This is a genomic window from Actinomadura sp. J1-007 (assembly GCF_009793335.1).
Taxonomy (GTDB): Bacteria; Actinomycetota; Actinomycetes; order Streptosporangiales; family Streptosporangiaceae; genus Spirillospora; species Spirillospora yumaensis.
In genome coordinates this window covers 2,847,396-2,865,424 of the sequence record NZ_WING01000001.1, presented here as the reverse complement: position 1 = coordinate 2,865,424, position 18,029 = coordinate 2,847,396, and the positions used below count along the sequence as shown (strand labels likewise).

Annotated in this window: 15 protein-coding genes and 3 pseudogenes; 12 read left to right on the top strand and 6 right to left on the bottom strand. The window is 73.4% G+C overall.

Annotation, left to right across the window (positions count from 1 at the left end; genetic code table 11):
• The first annotated feature begins 138 nt into the window (after positions 1–138).
• Both GEV43_RS12965 and GEV43_RS56035 read left to right on the top strand, forming a co-directional pair.
• Complete coding sequence (locus GEV43_RS12965; protein ID WP_160820907.1) at positions 139–582, top strand: sterol carrier family protein; 444 nt, start codon at positions 139–141, stop codon at positions 580–582.
• A gap of 146 nt (positions 583–728) precedes the next feature.
• Positions 729–1,340 (top strand): annotated as a pseudogene (locus tag GEV43_RS56035) (LamG domain-containing protein); the annotation flags it as partial.
• Between the two features lie 88 nt (positions 1,341–1,428).
• Here GEV43_RS56035 and GEV43_RS12955 read toward each other — a convergent pair.
• A complete protein-coding gene (locus tag GEV43_RS12955; protein WP_160820906.1) occupies positions 1,429–1,800 on the bottom strand; it encodes a DUF4190 domain-containing protein in 372 nt (123 codons plus the stop codon).
• A gap of 157 nt (positions 1,801–1,957) precedes the next feature.
• On the opposite strand from GEV43_RS12955, the pseudogene purF reads away from it, so the two are divergent.
• Positions 1,958–3,411, top strand: a pseudogene (gene purF / locus GEV43_RS12950) (amidophosphoribosyltransferase).
• 58 nt (positions 3,412–3,469) lie between these two features.
• Positions 3,470–4,501, top strand: coding sequence for a phosphoribosylformylglycinamidine cyclo-ligase (gene purM, locus GEV43_RS12945; protein WP_160820905.1), 1,032 nt, complete (start codon positions 3,470–3,472; stop codon positions 4,499–4,501).
• Here purM and GEV43_RS12940 read toward each other — a convergent pair.
• Complete coding sequence (locus GEV43_RS12940; RefSeq protein ID WP_160820904.1) at positions 4,457–6,121, bottom strand: MFS transporter; 1,665 nt, start codon at positions 6,119–6,121, stop codon at positions 4,457–4,459. The two genes, purM and GEV43_RS12940, sit on opposite strands and share 45 nt — an antisense overlap.
• Before the next feature lie 80 nt (positions 6,122–6,201).
• Between GEV43_RS12940 and GEV43_RS12935 the strand changes: the two genes are divergently transcribed.
• Together GEV43_RS12935 and GEV43_RS12930 are read left to right on the top strand one after the other, a co-directional pair.
• Positions 6,202–6,834, top strand: a complete 633-nt coding sequence (locus tag GEV43_RS12935; RefSeq protein WP_160820903.1) for a TetR/AcrR family transcriptional regulator — start codon at positions 6,202–6,204, stop codon at positions 6,832–6,834.
• A 225-nt stretch (positions 6,835–7,059) separates the two neighbouring features.
• Positions 7,060–7,605, top strand: a complete 546-nt coding sequence (locus tag GEV43_RS12930; RefSeq protein ID WP_309239610.1) for an ElyC/SanA/YdcF family protein — start codon at positions 7,060–7,062, stop codon at positions 7,603–7,605.
• 130 nt (positions 7,606–7,735) lie between these two features.
• Here GEV43_RS12930 and GEV43_RS12925 read toward each other — a convergent pair whose 3' ends face one another.
• Positions 7,736–7,945 carry a DUF3073 domain-containing protein gene (locus GEV43_RS12925; protein WP_160824493.1) on the bottom strand — a complete coding sequence of 70 codons (210 nt, stop codon included), beginning with the start codon at positions 7,943–7,945 and terminating at the stop codon, positions 7,736–7,738.
• Between the two features lie 326 nt (positions 7,946–8,271).
• Entirely contained in the window at positions 8,272–9,354 is a 1,083-nt protein-coding gene (locus GEV43_RS54825) for a Glu/Leu/Phe/Val dehydrogenase (protein ID WP_160820901.1), read from the bottom strand.
• Positions 9,355–9,542: 188 nt separating this feature from the next.
• Here GEV43_RS54825 and GEV43_RS12915 point away from each other — a divergent pair, with 188 nt between their 5' ends.
• Together GEV43_RS12915 and bldC are read left to right on the top strand one after the other, a co-directional pair.
• The gene (locus GEV43_RS12915; RefSeq protein ID WP_160820900.1) at positions 9,543–10,454 is read left to right on the top strand and encodes a hypothetical protein; all 912 of its coding nucleotides are present in this window, start codon (positions 9,543–9,545) and stop codon (positions 10,452–10,454) included.
• Positions 10,455–10,724: 270 nt separating this feature from the next.
• Positions 10,725–10,927 (top strand): annotated as a pseudogene (bldC, locus tag GEV43_RS12910) (developmental transcriptional regulator BldC).
• 428 nt (positions 10,928–11,355) lie between these two features.
• Here bldC and GEV43_RS12905 read toward each other — a convergent pair.
• Positions 11,356–12,066 carry a TetR/AcrR family transcriptional regulator gene (locus tag GEV43_RS12905; protein ID WP_309239609.1) on the bottom strand — a complete coding sequence of 237 codons (711 nt, stop codon included), beginning with the start codon at positions 12,064–12,066 and terminating at the stop codon, positions 11,356–11,358.
• A 276-nt stretch (positions 12,067–12,342) separates the two neighbouring features.
• Between GEV43_RS12905 and GEV43_RS12900 the strand changes: the two genes are divergently transcribed.
• The 4 genes from GEV43_RS12900 (at position 12,343) to GEV43_RS12885 (ending at position 16,645) form a co-directional block, all read left to right on the top strand.
• Positions 12,343–13,437, top strand: a complete 1,095-nt coding sequence (locus GEV43_RS12900) for a LacI family DNA-binding transcriptional regulator (protein WP_175250038.1) — start codon at positions 12,343–12,345, stop codon at positions 13,435–13,437.
• 284 nt (positions 13,438–13,721) lie between these two features.
• Complete coding sequence (locus tag GEV43_RS12895) at positions 13,722–13,910, top strand: hypothetical protein (RefSeq protein ID WP_241682878.1); 189 nt, start codon at positions 13,722–13,724, stop codon at positions 13,908–13,910.
• Positions 13,911–14,164: 254 nt separating this feature from the next.
• Positions 14,165–15,025: an N-acetylmuramoyl-L-alanine amidase gene (locus GEV43_RS12890; protein ID WP_309239608.1), complete on the top strand. Its 861-nt coding sequence runs from the start codon at positions 14,165–14,167 to the stop codon at positions 15,023–15,025.
• A gap of 90 nt (positions 15,026–15,115) precedes the next feature.
• Complete coding sequence (locus GEV43_RS12885) at positions 15,116–16,645, top strand: methyltransferase (protein ID WP_160820898.1); 1,530 nt, start codon at positions 15,116–15,118, stop codon at positions 16,643–16,645.
• Here GEV43_RS12885 and GEV43_RS12880 read toward each other — a convergent pair.
• On the bottom strand, positions 16,629–17,957 hold the full coding sequence (locus GEV43_RS12880) for a sodium:proton exchanger (protein ID WP_160820897.1): 1,329 nt from the start codon (positions 17,955–17,957) through the stop codon (positions 16,629–16,631). The two genes, GEV43_RS12885 and GEV43_RS12880, sit on opposite strands and share 17 nt — an antisense overlap.
• Positions 17,958–18,029 lie beyond the last annotated feature (72 nt).

Sequence of the window (18,029 nt, the reverse complement as noted above, 5' to 3'; positions counted from 1 at the left end):
GGACCCCTGCCGCACCGGCTCCTATTGTTACCGGCCCGCGCCCGCGCCCGTGCCCGCCCGTGCGTGCGCCCGTGCCCGCGCGCGGTGCCGCGACCGCCCGGACGGCCACCGTAGGCGACTCGGGTAGCGTCGGTCCCGATGTCCCGCACACCTCTCACCCGCGCCCTCCTGGACGAGCAGCGCGCCGCCCTCGGCCTGCCGCCCCACGCGGGGGGCGAGGAGCCCGCCGAGCTGCGCCGCGCCGCCTTCGACACCGCGCTGACGGCGTACGACACGGGCGCCGAGCCGTCCCGGCCGGTGGTCAAGGGAGCCGTGCGGTTCCTCCTGGACCGGCTGGCGGAGTTCGCGCCGGGCCGCTCGGTGGAGGTCCGCGTCCCCCCGTACGCCGCCGTTCAGTGCATCGACGGCCCGCACCATACCCGGGGAACCCCACCGAATGTGGTGGAGATGGACGCGGCGACCTGGATCGCCCTGGCCACGGGCCGTCTCGCCTGGAACGACGCCCTCGCCGACGGACGCGTCCGCGCGAGCGGGTCCCGCGCGGACCTCTCCGAGCACCTCCCCCTGACCGTCCTCGGCTGACCCGCGTTCCGTACGGCCTCCGCCCGGCGCTCACCAGGGCGGGAACGCGACGCACGCTCATCCAGACGCTCCGGCGTTCGATTCGGGTCTTGCCGGGATCGGCGGGCGCTGCGAGCGTGGGGGAAACCGACCGTTCGGGGCCTGGCATGGAGGTGGATGCCATGCTCGTCGCGCACTGGACGTTCGACGTGGAGACCGTGGACGGGCGCCGGGTGACCGACGTCGCGGGCGGCGGGATCGCCGCGGGCCTCGACGAACGGGTGGAGATCGTCCCGGGCCGCGACGGCGAGGCGCTGTCGTTCGCGGGGGACGGGCAGGTCGTCGTCCCGGCGCTGCCGCAGCTCGTGCTGAGCCAGGTGTTCGGGTTCAGCGTCGCGTTCCACGTCAAGATCACCCGTGCGCCGGACGGGGAGTGGCGCAGCCTGCTCTACAAGCCCGTCGCCGAGCACGACGCGCGCGGCCTCGGCCTCTGGCTCTACCCCGACGCGACGCGGCTGCGGGTCCAGCTCTTCACCGTCAAGGGACCCGACTACGCCGACAGCCGCACGCGCCTCCCGGTCGGCGAGTGGGCGCACGTGGCGTTCGTCGTGGACACCGACGGCATGTTCCTGTACGTCAACGGCAGGCTCGACGTCGCCGAGGCCCTCGAACACGCCGTCGTCACCCCCGCGGGCCCGATCTACCTCGGCACCGAGCCCACCAAGCCCGGATTCCACGGCCTGCTGGACGACCTGCGCGTCTACGCGACCGCGCTCGACGCCGAGGCCGTCCGAGCCCTGGCCGACACCACCCCGAAACCCCCTGAGACCCTCCCGCCCGTACGCCCGGAGCGGCCCCGTCCGGGCCCTACGGGGTCTCGGACGCCTGGGCGAACGGGAACTCGCGTTCGACGCAGTGCTGGCGGGCGTCGTCGTTGGGGTACCTGGCCTCGTCGCCGCACTGCGCGGCCTTGTGCAGGAGCCAGAACGCGACGGCGCCGCCCGCGAGGACCGCGACCGCCGAGCAGATCACGCCCGCGGCGGCCATGCCGCGGCGGCCGTCGCCGCGCGCCAGCGACACCACGCCGAGTACGAGGCCCACGAGCGCCGGGACGACGCCCGCCAGGCACAGCACGAGCCCGAAGAGCCCGGCGATCCCGAGCACCAGCGACGCCTTCGCCAGGCCGCCGCGTCCGGGCGGAGCGGGCGGCGCGTACGTCTGGTATCCCGGCAGCGTCATGCGTTCCTCCCCGTGGCCCCCGCGGCCCCCGTGTCGCCCACCAGGGTTCCGTGCCCGGCCACCGGCCCGCGATTCCCGCAGCGATTCAGCCGGGTAAAGGTCGGTTAAGGAGATCCGCCGATCGGACCAGGTGAAGGCGGCATCTACACTGGCGGGCGTGCCTCTCCGTGACGGACGTCTGAGCCACGACCTCGATCCCTCCGACCACCCCCGAGGGACGCCTGCGGCGTCTTCGGCGTCTGGGTCCCCGCCGACCAGGCGACCCGCGCCGAGGTGAGCAAGCTCACCTACTACGGGCTGTACGCGTTGCAGCACCGGGGCCAGGAGTCGGCCGGGATCGCGGTCAGTGACGGTTCCCGCATCGTCGTCTTCAAGGACATGGGGCTGGTCGCCCAGGTCTTCGACGAGTCGGTGCTCAACACGCTGCGCGGCCACATCGCCGTCGGCCACTGCCGCTACTCGACCACCGGTTCCCCGACCTGGGAGAACGCCCAGCCCACCTTCCGGTCCACCGAGTCCGGCGGGCTGGCGCTCGGCCACAACGGCAACCTGATCAACCTGCCCGAGCTCGCCGCCCGCCTCGCGCCCGGCGAGCTGACCGCCACCACCGACACCGAGGTCCTGACCGCGCTGCTGGCCACCCGCGAGGGCGGCACGCTGGCGGCGGCCCGCGAGATCCTCCCGGTCACCCGCGGCGCGTTCTCCCTGGTCTTCATGGACGAGGGCACGCTGTACGCGGCGCGCGACCCCGAGGGCATCCGCCCGCTCGTGCTCGGCAGCATGGAGCCGGGCGGCTGGGTCGTCGCGTCCGAGACCGCCGGGCTCGACATCGTCGGCGCCCGCTTCGTCCGGGAGATCGAGCCGGGCGAGCTGATCGCGATCGACGGCGACGGCGTCCGTTCCGAACGGTTCGCCGAGGCGCGGCCCAAGGGCTGCCTGTTCGAGTACGTCTACCTGGCCCGTCCCGACACCACGATCGCCGGGGTCAGCGTCCAGGCGACGCGCGTCGAGGTCGGCCGCCGGCTCGCGCGCGAGCACCCGGTCGAGGCCGACATGGTCATCCCGACGCCCGAGTCGGGCACCCCGGCCGCGATCGGCTACGCCGAGGCGTCCGGCATCCCCTACGGGCAGGGCCTGGTCAAGAACTCCTACGTCGGCCGCACGTTCATCCAGCCGTCCCAGACGATCCGCCAGCTCGGCATCCGCCTCAAGCTCAACCCGCTGCGCGAGGCGATCGAGGGCAAGAAGCTGGTCGTCGTGGACGACTCGATCGTGCGCGGCAACACGCAGCGGCAGGTCGTGTCCCTGCTGCGCGAGGCCGGGGCCGCCGAGGTGCACGTGCGGATCTCCAGCCCGCCGGTCGCGTGGCCGTGCTTCTACGGCATCGACTTCGCGACCCGCGCCGAGCTGATCGCCGGGAACTTCGACGTCGAGGGCATCCGCGACTCGATCGGCGCCGACACCCTCGGGTTCATCTCGCTGGACGAGCTGATCGCCGCGTCGCAGATCCCCAAGGACAACCTGTGCCGCGCGTGCTTCGACGGGGTCTACCCGATCGAGGTCGGGCGGGACGCGCGCGGCAAGCACCTGCTGGAGCCGTCCCGGACGTGACCGGACCGGGGTCGAGATCAAGATCGGGATCGTTCCAGCGTAGGGAGAGGACGGGAGCATGAGCGGCACCTCGTACGAGGCCGCCGGGGTCGACATCGCGGCGGGCGAGCGCGCCGTCGAGCTGATGAAGTCCCGCGTCGCGCGGTCGCGGCGGCCCGAGGTCGTCGACGACGCCAGCGGCTTCGCGGGGCTGTTCGACGCGTCGGCGCTCCGGGGCTACACCAGGCCGCTCCTCGCGACGTCCACCGACGGCGTCGGCACGAAGGTCGACCTCGCCCGCCGCCTCGGGATCTACGGCACCGTGGGCCACGACCTGGTCGGCATGGTGATCGACGATCTCGCGGTGTGCGGCGCGGAGCCGCTGTTCATGACCGACTACATCGCGTGCGGCAAGGTCGTCCCCGAACGGATCGCCGACATCGTCGGCGGCATCGCCGACGCCTGCGCGCTCGCGGGCTGCGCCCTCGTCGGCGGCGAGACCGCCGAGCACCCCGGCCTCCTCGAACCCGACGAGTTCGACATCGCCGGAGCCGGAACGGGCGTCGTCGAGGCGGGCGAGCTGCTCGGACCCGAGCGCGTGCGGCCCGGCGACGCGGTCCTCGCGATGGCGTCCTCCGGCATCCACTCCAACGGCTACTCGCTCGTCCGGCACGTCCTCGCGACGACCGAGCTGACGCTGGAGGCGCAGCCCGCCGAACTGGCCCGTCCCCTGGGCGAGGAACTGCTCACGCCCACCCGCATCTACGCGCGGGACTGCCTGGCCCTCACCCGCGCGGGCGGCGTCCGGGCGTTCGCCCACATCACCGGCGGGGGGCTGGCCGCCAACCTGGCCCGCTCCCTGCCGCCCACGGTGGACGCCGTGCTCGACCGCTCCTCCTGGACGGTCCCGCCGATCTTCGAGGTCATCCGCGCGTACGGCCGGGTCGCGGGCCCGGAGATGGACCGGACGTTCAACCTGGGCGTCGGCATGGCCGCGATCGTCGCGCCCGACGAGGCCGACGCCGCCCTCCGCCTCCTCGCCGAACGCGGCGTCCCCGCGTGGCGGCTAGGCGAGATCGTCCCCGGCACCGGCACCGCCACGTTCGCCTGACCCGGCCTGCCGGCTCGCCCCGGCCTGCCGACCCGACCCGCCACGTCCGCCCGACCCGCCGCGTTCGCCCGACCCGCCGCGTTCGCCCGACCCGCCGCGTTCGCCCGACCCGCCGCGTCCACCCGACCCGCCGCGTCCACCCGACCCGCCGCGTCCGGCCGACCCGCCGCGTCCGGCCGACCCGCCGCGTTCGCCTGACCCGCCTGGCCGACCTGTCCCGCGCGGCCGGCCTGACCTGCCTGACCTGCCCGGTCCGAGGAGGGGGACGGTCACGGTGGCCGCCACCAGTGTGATCCCGGCGGCCACCAGGTAGGCGAGCCGGTATCCGGAGGCGAGCGCGGCGTGCGACACGCCGCCGCCCGTCGCGGCGGACGCCACCGAGGCCAGCACCCCCAGCCCGAGCGCTCCGCCGACCTGCTGCGTCGTGGTGATCAGGCCCGACGCGAGCCCGGCGTCGCCGTCCTCCGCGCCGCCGCCGACCGCCGCGATCGTGACCGCCACCACCGCCGTCCCGAACCCCGCGCCCGCCACCATCGACGGCCCGAGGACGTCCACCGCGAAGCTTCCCGGCGCCCCGAGCCGCGACAGCCACAGCAGCCCGGCCGCCAGTACGAGCAGCCCCGCCACCAGCGGCGGAACGACCCCGAAACGCGTGACGAGCCGTCCCGCCGCGTTCGCCGCCGCCAGGATCGCCAGGCTCATCGGCAGGTAGGCCAGCCCCGAGGCGAACGGCCCGTACCCGAGGACCCGCTGGAGGTAGAGCGACAGGAAGAAGAACAGCGCCAGCAGCACCATCCCGGCCAGCACCGACACCGCGTTCGCCCCGCGCACGGCCCGCCTCCGGATGATCGACAGCGGTACCAGCGGCGACCGCGTCCGCGCCTCGACCGCCACGAACGCCGCGAGCAGCACCGCCCCGGCCGCGAGCCCGGCGAGCACCCGCGCCGAGCCCCACCCGTGCTCGCCCGCTCCGGAGAACGCGAAGATCAGCGCGCCCAGCCCGCCCGTCACCGTCGCGGCCCCCGGGAGGTCGAACCCCGACCGCCCGCCGGACGCCGCGCTCTCCTCCAGCAGCCGGAACGCGAGCGCGACCGCGACCGTCCCCACGGGCACGTTGACGAACAGCACCCACCGCCAGCCCAGCTCGGACGTGATCGCGCCGCCGAGCAGGACGCCGACCGCGCCTCCCGCCCCGTTCGCCGCGCCCCACACGGCGAGCGCCCGGTTGCGTTCGCGGCCCTCGGCGAACGCCGTCGTCAGCAGCGACAGCGCCGCCGGCGACAGCAGTGCGCCGCCGAACCCCTGCACGGCCCGCGCGCCGACCAGCCAGGCGGGCCCGGGGGCCAGCCCGCCCGCCAGCGACGCCGCCGTGAACACCGCCAGCCCCGCCACGAACATCCGCCGCCGCCCGAGCCGGTCGGCGAGCCGCCCGCCGAGCAGCAGGAACCCGCCGAACGTGAGCGCGTACGCGGTGACGACCCAGGTCAAGCCCTCGTCCGAGAAGCCGAGCGATCTCTGCACCGGTGCCAGCGCGACGGTCACCACCGCGCTGTCGATCACGATCAGGAACTGCGCCGCCACCAGCAGCCCCAGCACCGGCCCACCGCCGCGAACGCGCATGCCCGCCTCCTTTCGTGGACCGGACTGATCCGGTCCGTTCCGAACGGACTGTAGCAGTCCGTTCGGGATAGGCTTGCCGCATGGAGGGAACCGGGGCCGCGCTCAGCGGCCGGCGCAGGGAGGCCCGCCGCAACGACGCGCTGGTGGTGGACGCCGCGCGCGAGGTGTTCGCGGCCCACCCGGACGCGCCGATGTCGGCCGTCGCCGAGCGGGCCGGCGTCGGCCAGGGCAGCCTCTACCGCCGCTACCGCACCAAGGACGAGCTGCTGCACCGCGTCTGCCTCGAAGGCATGCACGCCATCCAGGCACACGCCCGCCAGGCTCTGGCCGACGACGGCGACCCTTGGGAGTCGTTCGAACGCTTCATGCGCGGCTACCTGGACTCCGGAGCGGGCGTCCAGCTCTCCCTTGCGGGCACGTTCACCCCCGGCCCGGACCTCTTCGCCGCCGCCTCGGAGACGCACGCGCTGATCCAAACCCTGATCGACCGCACCGCCTCCGCCGGACGCCTCCGCGACGACATCACGGCCGCCGACCTGTCGCTCCTCGTCGCCCAGATCGGCGGCCTGCGCCTGAACGCCCCGGAACGTGACCGGGAGCTACACCACCGCTACCTGGCGCTCGTCCTCCAAGCGCTCCGTCCCTCCGCCGCCGCTCCCCTCCCGGGCCCGCCCGCGACGGCGGCCGAGATCGAGGACCGCTGGACCCCCTGAGGGGCCGCGTACGAACGGCGAACTTTGAGAGGCGCGCGCTCGTCCCAAAGGAATGTGATCTTTGTACGGGTCAGGAGGCATCGTCCCGACGGGCGTTCCGCGCGCCTGAGGGCGCTCCTGAAGAGCTGGGCGGGCCCGCTGACCGTCCTGACCGGTCTCGCGACGTACGGCCTGCTGGTGCCCACCGGGTGGGCTTATGCCGACACGGCCCGTTATCGCCTACCGGTGGACCAGGTTCCGAACACCCCCGTCGCGCTGGTGCTCGGAGCCGGGATCGCGGGCGGCCGGCCGTCGCCGCTGCTCGCCCGGAGGCTCGACCTGGCCGCCGAGCTGTACCGGCGCGGCAAGGTCCAGGTGCTGCTCGTCTCCGGCGACAACCGCGTCAAGGGGTACGACGAGCCCACCGTGATGCGGACCTACCTGGTCGGCGCGGGCGTCCCCGAGAAGAAGATCGTCCGGGACTTCGCCGGGCTGGAGACCTGGGACTCCTGCGTACGCGCCAAGCGGATCTTCGGGGTGCGGCGGCTGACCGTGGTCACGCAGCGGTTCCACCTCCCGCGCGCCGTCGAGCTGTGCCGGGCCGCCGGCCTCGACGCGTGGGGCGTGGGGGACGACAGCATGGGCGGCGGACGCACGCAGGCGACCGTCAAGGGCTACGCCCGCGAGCCGCTGGCCATGCTCAAGGCCGTGACGAACCTCGCCGCCCACCCCGACCCGGCCCTGCTCGGCCGCCGGGAACCGGGCGTCCAGGAAGCCCTGGCCTCCCCCTGATCCCCGCGCCGACCGCCCGCGACGCTCGACGCACTGTCGCGCTTGCGCGCTGAGGTCTTGCGGGGAACGGGCGTGAAAAACGCCACCGCCCGGTCTCGAAAGACCGGGCAGTGGCGGTCACGCTTGCCGATCAGCGACCGGAGGTGCCGTCCTTGCGGTCCTCGGTGCCGTAGTCGTCGGCGTAGTCGGCGTATTTCTCGGCGAGTTCGTCGTAGTCCTCGCCGGGGGAGTCGTTGACTCCCAGCTCGCTCTTCAGGCGGTCGAGGTCCGTGCCGCCGCTGTTGTACTTGAGCTGGCGGGCAACTTTTACCTGCTTGGCCTTGGCTCGGCCGCGACCCATTGGCTCGACCCCCTCGATGGTCAGGGCTTTCGTGGGCCCATCAACGCGCGCGTGTACCACACGAACCGGTGCCTGATGAGCCATGCGTCAGTCACGGATACAACCGTACCCGTTTTGCGCCCGGCTCGGTACATCGTCAGTACGTGGCGGCACGCCCGTTGCGGAGAACCCACAGTGTATCGGGTGGTTGCGGCTTCACCGACTGGGGGCGACACGCCTGGTCCGGGCGCGTGGACGCGGGTTCCCGGGGACCCCGCGGCCACGCGCCCGGGAGCCGCCCGCGCCGTTCCGGCGGGCGGAACGGGAGGAACGCGGGCGGGTCTCGCTCAGAGCAGGATGCCGCGCAGACGGCCGATTTCGGACATCCTGCGCTCCGCGAGCCGGTCCGCCGCGACGGCCGGCGGGACGCCCTCGTCGGCGGCCAGCGCGAAGATCTTGCGGGTGGTGTCGAAGATCCCGGTGGCGCGGGCCTTCGCGCGGTCGAAGTCGAAGCCCTCGATCTCGTCCGCGACCTGGATCACACCGCCGGAGTTGACCACGTAGTCCGGGGCGTACAGCACGTCCCGGTCGGCGAGGCTCTTCTCGATGCCGGGGTGGGCGAGCTGGTTGTTGGCCGCGCCGCAGACCACGCGGGCCGAGAGCAGCGGCACGGACTCGTCGTTGAGGGACCCGCCGAGCGCGCAGGGGGCGTACACGTCGAGCTCCGAACGGACCAGGGCGTCGTTGTCGGCGACGACGTCCACTTCGGGGTGGCGGCCGCGGACCCGTTCGACCGCGCGCTCGCTGACGTCGCAGATCACCACGTCGGCGCCGTCCTCGCGCAGGTGCTCGACGAGCCGGTGGCCGACCTTGCCGACGCCCTCGACGCCGACCCGCCTGCCGCGCAGCGTGGAGGTGCCCCACACCCGCTCGGCGGCGGCGCGCATCCCCTGGAAGACGCCGAACGCGGTGAGGATGGACGAGTCGCCCGCGCCGCCGTGCGCGACCGTGCGGCCGGTCACGTAGCGTGACTCCCGGGCGATGACGTCCATGTCCTCGCTGTAGGTGCCGACGTCGCAGGCGGTGTAGTAGCGGCCGTTCAGCGACTGGACGAACCGCCCGTACGCCCGCAGCACCGACTCGGACTTGTCGGTGGCGGGATCGCCGATGATGACGGCCTTGCCGCCGCCGTGGTCGAGCCCGGCCAGGGCGTTCTTGTACGCCATGCCGCGGGACAGGTTGAGCGCGTCGGTCAGCGCCTCCTCCTCCGACCCGTACGGGTGGAAGCGGGTGCCGCCGAGCGACGGGCCGAGCGCGGTCGAGTAGATCGCGATGATGGCGCGCAGGCCGCTCGCCTCGTCCTGGCAGAAGACGACCTGCTCGTGTCGGGGTTCTGTGCCCTTGTGGGGCGTCCCGAAGACGTTAGGCACGGTAGTGCCCTCCTCTCAGTCTCTAGATCAGCCTAAAGGTGGCGCACGTCACGCAGGCGGGCGGCTCGGGCAGATCACCGTGACCCGGGCGGCCGCGGCGCGCGGCGGGGGTGATCCGGAGGTAACGCGGGCGTCTCGTTGGGCGGTACGGCGCGCCCGCCGGGCCGGTCTCGTGTCACGATGCGGTGGTGTTTCCGTACGCGGCGTACCTGCGGGTATATGAACCGGTGACCGCCTTCCCGGAGCCTGCGCGGACCCTGTGGACGGCCTACGCGGACTCGCGGCGGCGCCCCCGCCGGATCCAGGCGCTCGGGGTCGAGCACCGGCAGGCCGCGCGCCGGCTCGTCGCCGCGCCGCCCGAGGTCGTCCCGGACCGGGAGAGCAGGGACGCCTACGTGCGGCGGTCCCGCGAGATGATCTACGTGTGCCCGTGGGAGACGCGGCTGCGCTCCTGGCTGGCGTTCGAGCGGTTCCGGGAGCGGACCGCGGCGGCCGTCGCCGCGTCGTTCGTCCCGCCGATCGTCGCCGAACGGGCGGCCGGGGAGTTCGAGCGCTGGAAGCGGACCGGACGCGGCCTGGACCCCCATATCCAGACCAGCACCTGGCACGTTCCGGCGGCGTGGTTCGTGCCGTTCGCCGCCTCCGAGCGGTGCCTGATGCTCGGCGCGCCGGGGACCGGATACCGGAAACCGGCCGAAGGCTTGCACGAACATGCAGGTCGCGGCCCTACGACGGCCGCTCCGGCGCGTACCCTCATCTACGTCACGTCGATGTCCGAGGCGCGCCGCCGCGTCGCGGACGCGATCCCGGTCGTCCGGGGCGGCCTGCCTTCGGGAGAGGCGGTCCCGCTCGCGGCCGGACGGCTGGAGACGCTCGGCCGCTGGCTCGCCGGGTTCCACCCGCACGCGCTGGTGGAGCTGGACTACGGCGGCCTGGTCCATCTGCTGGACGACGCCGCGCTGCGCGCCGACGAGTCCGTCGCCGAGACGAGCGTGGCCCTCGCGGGGATGCGCCGCGGCGAGGCCGAACTGGCCGTCGCGATGTACGAACGTCTCCTCGCCCGATGGCGCCCCGTACGGGCCCTCGAATCGGCGAACTGACAAATTTCCCGAATCCGCGCGCGATACGACTATACGTGTCGCTAGAATCACGCAGCGTGACCCAGTGGCCACGCAACACGCACTGCTCCCCGCGTCCGGGGGATGTTCCCACGCAACTGCAGCCAGGTACTTGCTTGTTGCGGTGAGTGGTGGCAAGGTTACACGTTGTGATGTCATAGTGGCTCTTTCGGGCCATAGGGGACATCAGTGACCACGCGAGGATCAATCGCAGGATCGCTGTCATCGGTCCACGGAGGAGAGGCCGCACACATGTCAGCACGTACGCCAGAGGCCGAGCCCCTGCTGACGCCGGCAGAGGTGGCGACGATGTTCCGCGTCGACCCCAAGACCGTCACGCGGTGGGCGAAGGCCGGGAAGTTGACGTCCATCCGCACGCTGGGGGACACCGGCGCTACCGCGAGGCCGAGGTGCGCGCGCTGCTGGCGGGAATCCCGCAGCAGCGGTCGGAGTAGCAACGCGCTCCGTCCGGCGGGTCCGGCAGGGTCCGCCGCACGCTCTCGGTGCAAGGAACAGTTGGGGGCGGCCAGGAGGCCGCTGAACGACCGGGCATGGGGACTCCGCGCCCGGCCGGGTTCAGGGGCCTCCTGGGCGAAGGTCCAGGACCACGATCATCCGAGAATCGCGGTCCTGGACCACTCAACGTTGGACCGGACGTCCCGTTCGCACTAGCGGACGGGATTTCCGCATGCCCGCCCATACCCGAACGCCCGCTCATCCCCGAACCGCCTGCGGGTGACGCGGGCACGGGCGCGGCAGGGGTGGGGTGTGCCCGTGGCGGTGTGTACGGGGCGTGTCCGAAATCGGCCGTGTCGCGGTAGCCGGTGAGGAGATCGGACGCGCGCAGGGGTGGGGCGCGGCCGTGCCCGTGCGGCGGGTGGGGTCAGGCGGGGCTGCCCTCGTCGGCCTTCAGCTCCTCGTGGGCCAGGCGGTCGAAGAGCGCGCTGGTGCCGGGGTCGTGCTGGCTCGCGACGTGCAGCAGGACGATCAGGTGGTCGACCAGGAGCCGTTCGAGCTCGGGGCGCGTGAGGTCGCGGTTCTCCAGCCAGTCGAGGCCGGCGGTCTCGACCGACGCCATCCACGAGCGCAGGGTGATGCGCAGGATCGGGGGCGGCGTCTCGACGCCGACCGCCTGGAGGATGCGGCTGAGCAGGAGCTGGCGGATGCCGTCGACGATCTCGCCGACCTCGCCGGAACGGTCCGCGGGGCCGCCGCGCAGCAGCGCCGTGTAGCCCGCGGCATGGCTCTCCACGAAGTCGAAGTAGCGTTCGAGGGAGACCTTGAGGCGTTCGAGCGGCTTGCCCTCGGTCGGCGGTTCGAGCAGGACGGACAGCTGCTTGGCGGCGCTGCCGAGCGCGGCGATGTAGAGCTCGTACTTGCCGCCGAAGTAGTGGTAGACGAGCGCGCGGGAGGCGCCCGCGGCGGCGGCCACGTCGTCGATCGAGATGTCCTCGGGAGACCGGGTGCTGAACAGCTGGAGCGCGGCCTCGATCAGCTCGTCCCGCCGTTCGCCGACGCTGAGCCGGCGGCGGCCTCGCCCGCCGCCGCCGCGCCCGGTCCGCGCCTTGTCGCCGGCCACTGCACGATCTCCCACGTGGGCAGCGTATCCGAGCCCGGGAGGCGGTACGCCGCACCGGACGGGGCCCGGCGGGCGTTTTCGCTCCATGATCCGCGCCTTCGGGCCTTGTGATCCAGAACACCACAGGCCCGAACTCCTATTGGCGGATGCCCGTTACTCACTGTTGCGACGATATGGGGTGAAGGCGAGGCATCATGGCATCTCCTCCCGAGTGAGGAAGGCGCGCCGACCCCCCGAGCGGGCCCCGGGGCGCCGTGGCGGCAGGTCCCGCAGGCCCCTGGACGGAGTGCCATGTCAGCAAGTGAAGGAAGTCCCCCGCGCGAGGAGAGGCCCGGAGCGCGCGACGGTGTGATCCCCGCGCCGCGCCGCCCGGAGGGGAGGCCCGTACCCGCTCCGAAGCCGACGATCCGCAACGTCGCCGAGCGCGCGGGCGTTTCCAAGTCGCTGGTGTCGCTGGTGATGCGCGGGTCGCCGCACGTCAGCGAGCGGCGCAGGCAGGCTGTGCTGCAAGCGGCGCGGGAGCTCGGATACCGGCCGAACGCGGTCGCGCGGAGCCTGGTGGAGGGGCGCACCAGGCTGATCGGCGCGATAGTGGCCGACCTGCACAACCCGTTCTTCGCCGAGTTCCTCGACGGGCTCCAGGAGAGCCTGCACGGCGCCGGGTTGCGGATGCTGGTCGGCAGCGGGCGCTGGGATCCGCTGTTCGAGGCCGAGGCGGTCGAGGCGTTCCTGGAGATGCGGGTGGACGGGCTGGTGCTGCTGAGCGTCGTGCCCGACTCGCTCAAGGAGGCGGCGGCGAGCGTGCCGGTCGTGGTCGTCGGCGAACGCGACGTGCACGGCGTCGACATCGTCGTGGACGACGACGAGCTCGGCGCGATCCTCGCCGTCGACCACCTGGTGGAGCTCGGCCATCGCCGCATCGCGCACATCGAGGGGGCCCGCTCGACCACCGCCCGCTACCGGCGCGCGGGGTACGAGAAGGCGATGCGGCGGCACGGCCTGACCGAGGAGATCGTGGTGGAGGCGGGCGACTTCACCGAGGAGGGCGGCTACCGCGCCGCCCGCGCGCTGCTGTCCCGGGACCGCCGGCCGACCGCGATCTTCGCGCCGAACGACCTGGTCGCGACCGGCGCGCTGTCGGCGGCGGACGAGCTGGAGATGTCCGTGCCCGAACGGCTGTCGATCGTCGGCTACGACAACACCCACCTCGCGGCGATCCGGCACATCTCGCTGACGAGCGTCGACCAGCCGCGCCGGGATATGGGACGGGTCGCGGCGGAATTGCTGACGGCCCGTATCGGCGACCCCGGGCGCGTCGCCCGGCAGAACCTCGTGGTGCCGCATCTCGTCGTACGTTCGACGACGGGTCCCGCGCCCGCCGTGTGAGCGGCGCGGACCGGACCGGGACTCTCCCTCGAAGTGGTCGGCTGCGGGTAACGGGCCGGCCAAGCCTGCTGGAATCGCCGCGCCGCGAGCCGCTCGCGGGGGTTAATGGTAGGCACCGTTCGGCGGGTCGGGGGAACCGCGCCGCCGGGCCGGTCTCGGGGGAGGCCGTCCGGGGGCGGGGACTTCGCCGAGTGGTCACGGGAAGGATCATGTTCACCCAGGGGGGTCGATGTCTCGTGCGTGATCCGGAATTGGTGTCGTGCGCGCAGCGTGCGGCGAATGAGTTGGAGCGCGCGTGGTCGGAATGGCGGCACGCGCGCGGACTGGCCGAACAGGTCTCGGAGTCCGTCGCCAGCTACGTGGCCCACTCGATCGACCACCCGTGGGGGCGCCCCCGCGTGGTGCTGGGCCTGGACGCGGACGAGGCGCGTGCGCTCGCCGCGCTGCTGGGCAAGGAGGACACGTTCCACTGACCGGTTCGCGGCGCCGGAGTCCGGGCGCCGTCGCGGCCGTGCGACCTCAAGGGGAGGGCGCGGCCGCGACGGCGCTTCGTCGCGTGTGAGGCGCCGCCCCCGCCGGCGGCGTGCCGTTCCCGGGGAAGGACGTGCCGTTTCCGCGGAAGAGCGTGTCCGGCCGGCGGCGTTTCCGGCGTCTTCGTTTGACGAACGCATATCGGTGTGCAGACTGGCAGGGCCATAACGAACTCATCACGGGAGGATCCGGCCCTGTGCGCATCCATCGAGGCGGCCCCGCGGTCGCCGGTATCGCGCTGTGCCTCGGCGCGCTCGCCGCGTGCGGGGGCTCCTCCTCCGACTCCGGCGGCTCGAAGAGCGGCGAGACGGCGACGCCGCCGACGGCCGGCGGGACCGCGCCGGCCGGGGCCCGCGGGCCGAGCGACGGCGGCGGCGGGGCCCCCGCGAAGGACGGCTCGTCCCTGCGCGGCAAGGTGATCGTCCTCGATCCCGGCCACAACGGCGGCAACGGTGCGCACCCGGCGCAGATCAACAAGCAGGTCGACATCGGCAACGGCCGCAAGGAGTGCGACACCAGCGGCACCAGCACGAACGCGGGCTACGACGAGCACGCGTTCACCTGGGACGTGTCCAACCGGCTCGCCAGGCTGCTGCGCGCGAGCGGCGCCAAGGTGACGCTGACCCGGCCGAACGACACCGGCGTCGGCCCGTGCATCACCGAACGCGCCGCGATCGGCAACCGCCTCAAGGCCGACGCCGCGCTGTCCGTCCACGCCGACGGCGCGCCCGCGGCCGGGCACGGCTTCCACATCATCGAGCCGATCGCGGTGAAGGGCCACAACGCCAAGGCCGTCCCGGCGTCGCAGCGGCTCGGCAAGGCCCTGCGCGACGCGTACCACTCGGGCACCGGGATCGCCTACTCCAGCTACATCGGGGAGCAGGCCCTCGACAAGCGCAGCGACCTCGGCGGCCTCAACCTCTCGACGGTCCCGAAGGTCTTCATCGAGTGCGGCAACATGCGCAACAAGAGCGACGCCGCCAAGCTCTCCAGCGCGTCGTTCCGCCAGCGCATCGCCGAGTCCCTCGCCAAGGGCTTCCAGGGCTACTTCCGCTGACCCCCGGGTCCGGCGACCCTTGGAACCGGGGCCACCGACTCGCCGCCGGGTTGGGCTGTGGGGCGACGGGGGAGGCGGCAGGATTGGCGGGTGTCCGATCATCGTGAAGTCCTCCGCCGTGTCCGTTCCGCGTTCGAGGAGGCCGGCTACAGCGTCGCCGGGGTGCGCGAGCTGCTCGGCCCGGTCGCGGGCGGCGCGCTTGCGCGGGACGAGATCGTCCCGGCGCTGCGCGGCACGCGCGGCGGGACGCGGCTTGAGGCGCTGACCCGGCTGTTCTGGTTGCAGGTGCCCGTCGCGGCGGACGCTCCGGGGGAAGGGGCGGCGCTCGGGCGGCTGGCGGACGACCTGATCGCCTCGGGCCTGGCCGAACGTTCCGGCGGGGAGCTGCGGGCGCTGCTGCACGTCGAGCCCCTGGAATCGGTGGCGGACGGCGGCGGCCACGCCGGCTACGCCGTCTCGGATCTGAAGGTGCGGCCGGGGTCCGGTGCCGTTCCGGCGGACGATCACGTCGTCGGGGCGGGCGGCGCGTCCGCCAACCTGGCGCGCCTCGTTGTCCACAAGCCTGTGGACAACGTTCTCGATCTGGGCACGGGCTGCGGCGTGCAGGCCGTGCATCTCGCGGACGGCTCCGCGCGCCCGCGGCCGGGCCGGATCACTGCCACGGACGTCAATCCGCGCGCGCTCGAACTGGCGGCGATGAGCTTCGCGCTCTCCGGCCTGGACGGCGTCGAAATGCTGGAGGGCTCCCTCCTCGATCCCGTACGCGACCGGCGTTTCGACCTGATCGTGTCGAACCCGCCGTTCGTCGTCGCGCCCGCCGGGCGGTACGTCTACCGCGAGTCGGGAATGCCGGGCGACGCGTTCTGCCGCCGCCTCGTCACCGAGTCGCCGGCCCTGCTGAACGACGGCGGGCACTGCCAGTTCCTGGCCAACTGGCTGCATATCGACGGGTTCTCCTGGGAGGAACGCGTCGGCGCGTGGGTCGAGGAGTCGGGCTGCGACGCGTGGGTCGTGCAGCGCGACGTCCAGGATCCAGCCGAGTACGCCGAACTCTGGCTGCGCGACTCCTGCGAGACCGGCACGCCCGAGTACCGCGCCCGCTACGACGCCTGGCTGGACGACTTCGAACGGCAGCGGGTGACCGGGATCGGGTTCGGCTGGATCACGCTGCGCCGCACCGGCGCGGCCCGTCCCGCCGTGCGCGTCGAGGAGTCGCGGCACGCGGTCGGGCAGCCGGTGGGGGCGTACGCGGACCGGGTCCTGGACGGCCTCGCCGCCGCCGCAGAGTTTTCCACAGCCTGTGCACAACCGGGCGCGCTCGACCGGATCCGGCTCCGTACGGCCGCGGGCGTCTCGCAGGAGCAGATCGGGCCGCCCGGCGCCGAGGACCCCGAGCGGATCGTTCTCCGTCAGGGCGAACGGCTCCGCCGCGCGGCCGGGGTCGGGACGGTCGAGGCGGCGCTCGCCGGGGTCTGCGACGGCACCCTCCCGCTCGCGCCGCTCCTGGACGCCATCGCGCAACTGACCGGCGCCGACCCCGGCCAGGTCCGGGCGCACGCGGCCGGGGTGCTGCCCGAGCTGGTCGCGGACGGCTTCTTCGAGGTCACTTCCCTCGGTTGACCGGGACGAGCGGCAGGACGACCGCGCCCATCGCCAGCCCGAGGTCGCGGTGCCGGACGCCCAGCACGGTGAAGCCGATCGCGAGGTAGACGCCCGACAGCACCAGCCGCGCGGTCTCGCCCGGCAGGACGAACTGCACCGCGAACAGCGCGAACAGCAGCGCCGCCTCCCAGCGCCGGAAGTACAGGTCGATGAGCAGCGCGAGGCCGAGCACCGTCTGCGCCGCGGTCAGCAGGACCTCCTCGGTCTGCCGCGAGTCGAGCGGCAGCGACCAGTCCCCGCCGCCGACCTTGTAGGCGAGCGGCAGGGTGCCGATCAGCAGCGTCCACTGGTTGATCTTGCTGGAGAGCAGGGCGCCGATCGCGTCGTTGTCGCGCAGCCGCCAGGCGAACACCACCGCGACGATCAGCTCGGGCGCCTCCGAGGCCAGCGGAGCGAGCCACTGCACCAGCAGGAACTCGTCGATGCCGAGCGACGAGCCCGCCTCCACCAGCGACTCGGCGAACGGTTCCGCCGACGCGAAGATGATCAGCGCGCCCACCAGGAACCCGCCCCACGTCGCCACGCGGCGCGGCACCGCCGGCAGGGCCGCGAGCCGTTCGGGGACGCCGACGAGCTCCTCCGCGTCCTGGCCGCCCGACCGCGCGATCCTGAGGATGTACGCGACGTACAGCGCGATCAGCAGGATCGACACGTACCAGCCGATCTCGGCCGTCAGCGACGGGATGAACGCGATCACCGCGGCGATCGCGAGGAAGCCCAGCTCGATCCGGTGGTGGCCGCTGAGATGGACGTCCCGCCGCGGCACCGCCTCTCGCGTCTGCGCGCCGTCCGCGCCGTCCGGTCCGTCCGGTCCGTTCGGTCCGTCCGGGCCGGGCGCGGCGCCGGGGGACCGGCCGCGGGGCTGGCGGTGCCGGCCGGTCCGGCGGGCGCCGAGCGCGAACGCCAGGACGACCAGCGCCCAGCCGACGCCGACGAGCAGCCGGTTGGCGCCGGTCATGTTGGCCGCGGCGTACGCGGTGTAGGCCGGTTCCGACCCGGCGCGGTAGGCGTAGTACAGGTCCACCGCGTACTCGGGCAGGACGGCGATCAGGGCGAGGAGGGCCAGCGCGAGCGCGCCGGACATGTCCACCCGCGCGGTCTCGGCCGCCCACATCAGCAGGACGGCCGCCGCGAGGACGCCCGCCCCGTACAGGAACATCCCGGCGACGGGCGGCACGTGCACGCCGGCCAGCCGCAGGACCACGGCGGGCACCGCGACGGCGGCGGTGACCGCGACCCGCCCCACCAGGACATCGCGCGAGATCGCCATACCTGCACGCTGCCGCCGGGGGCGTCTGCGTACGCCCATCTCCCCGGCACCACCCGGCAAAGACCCCGCCGG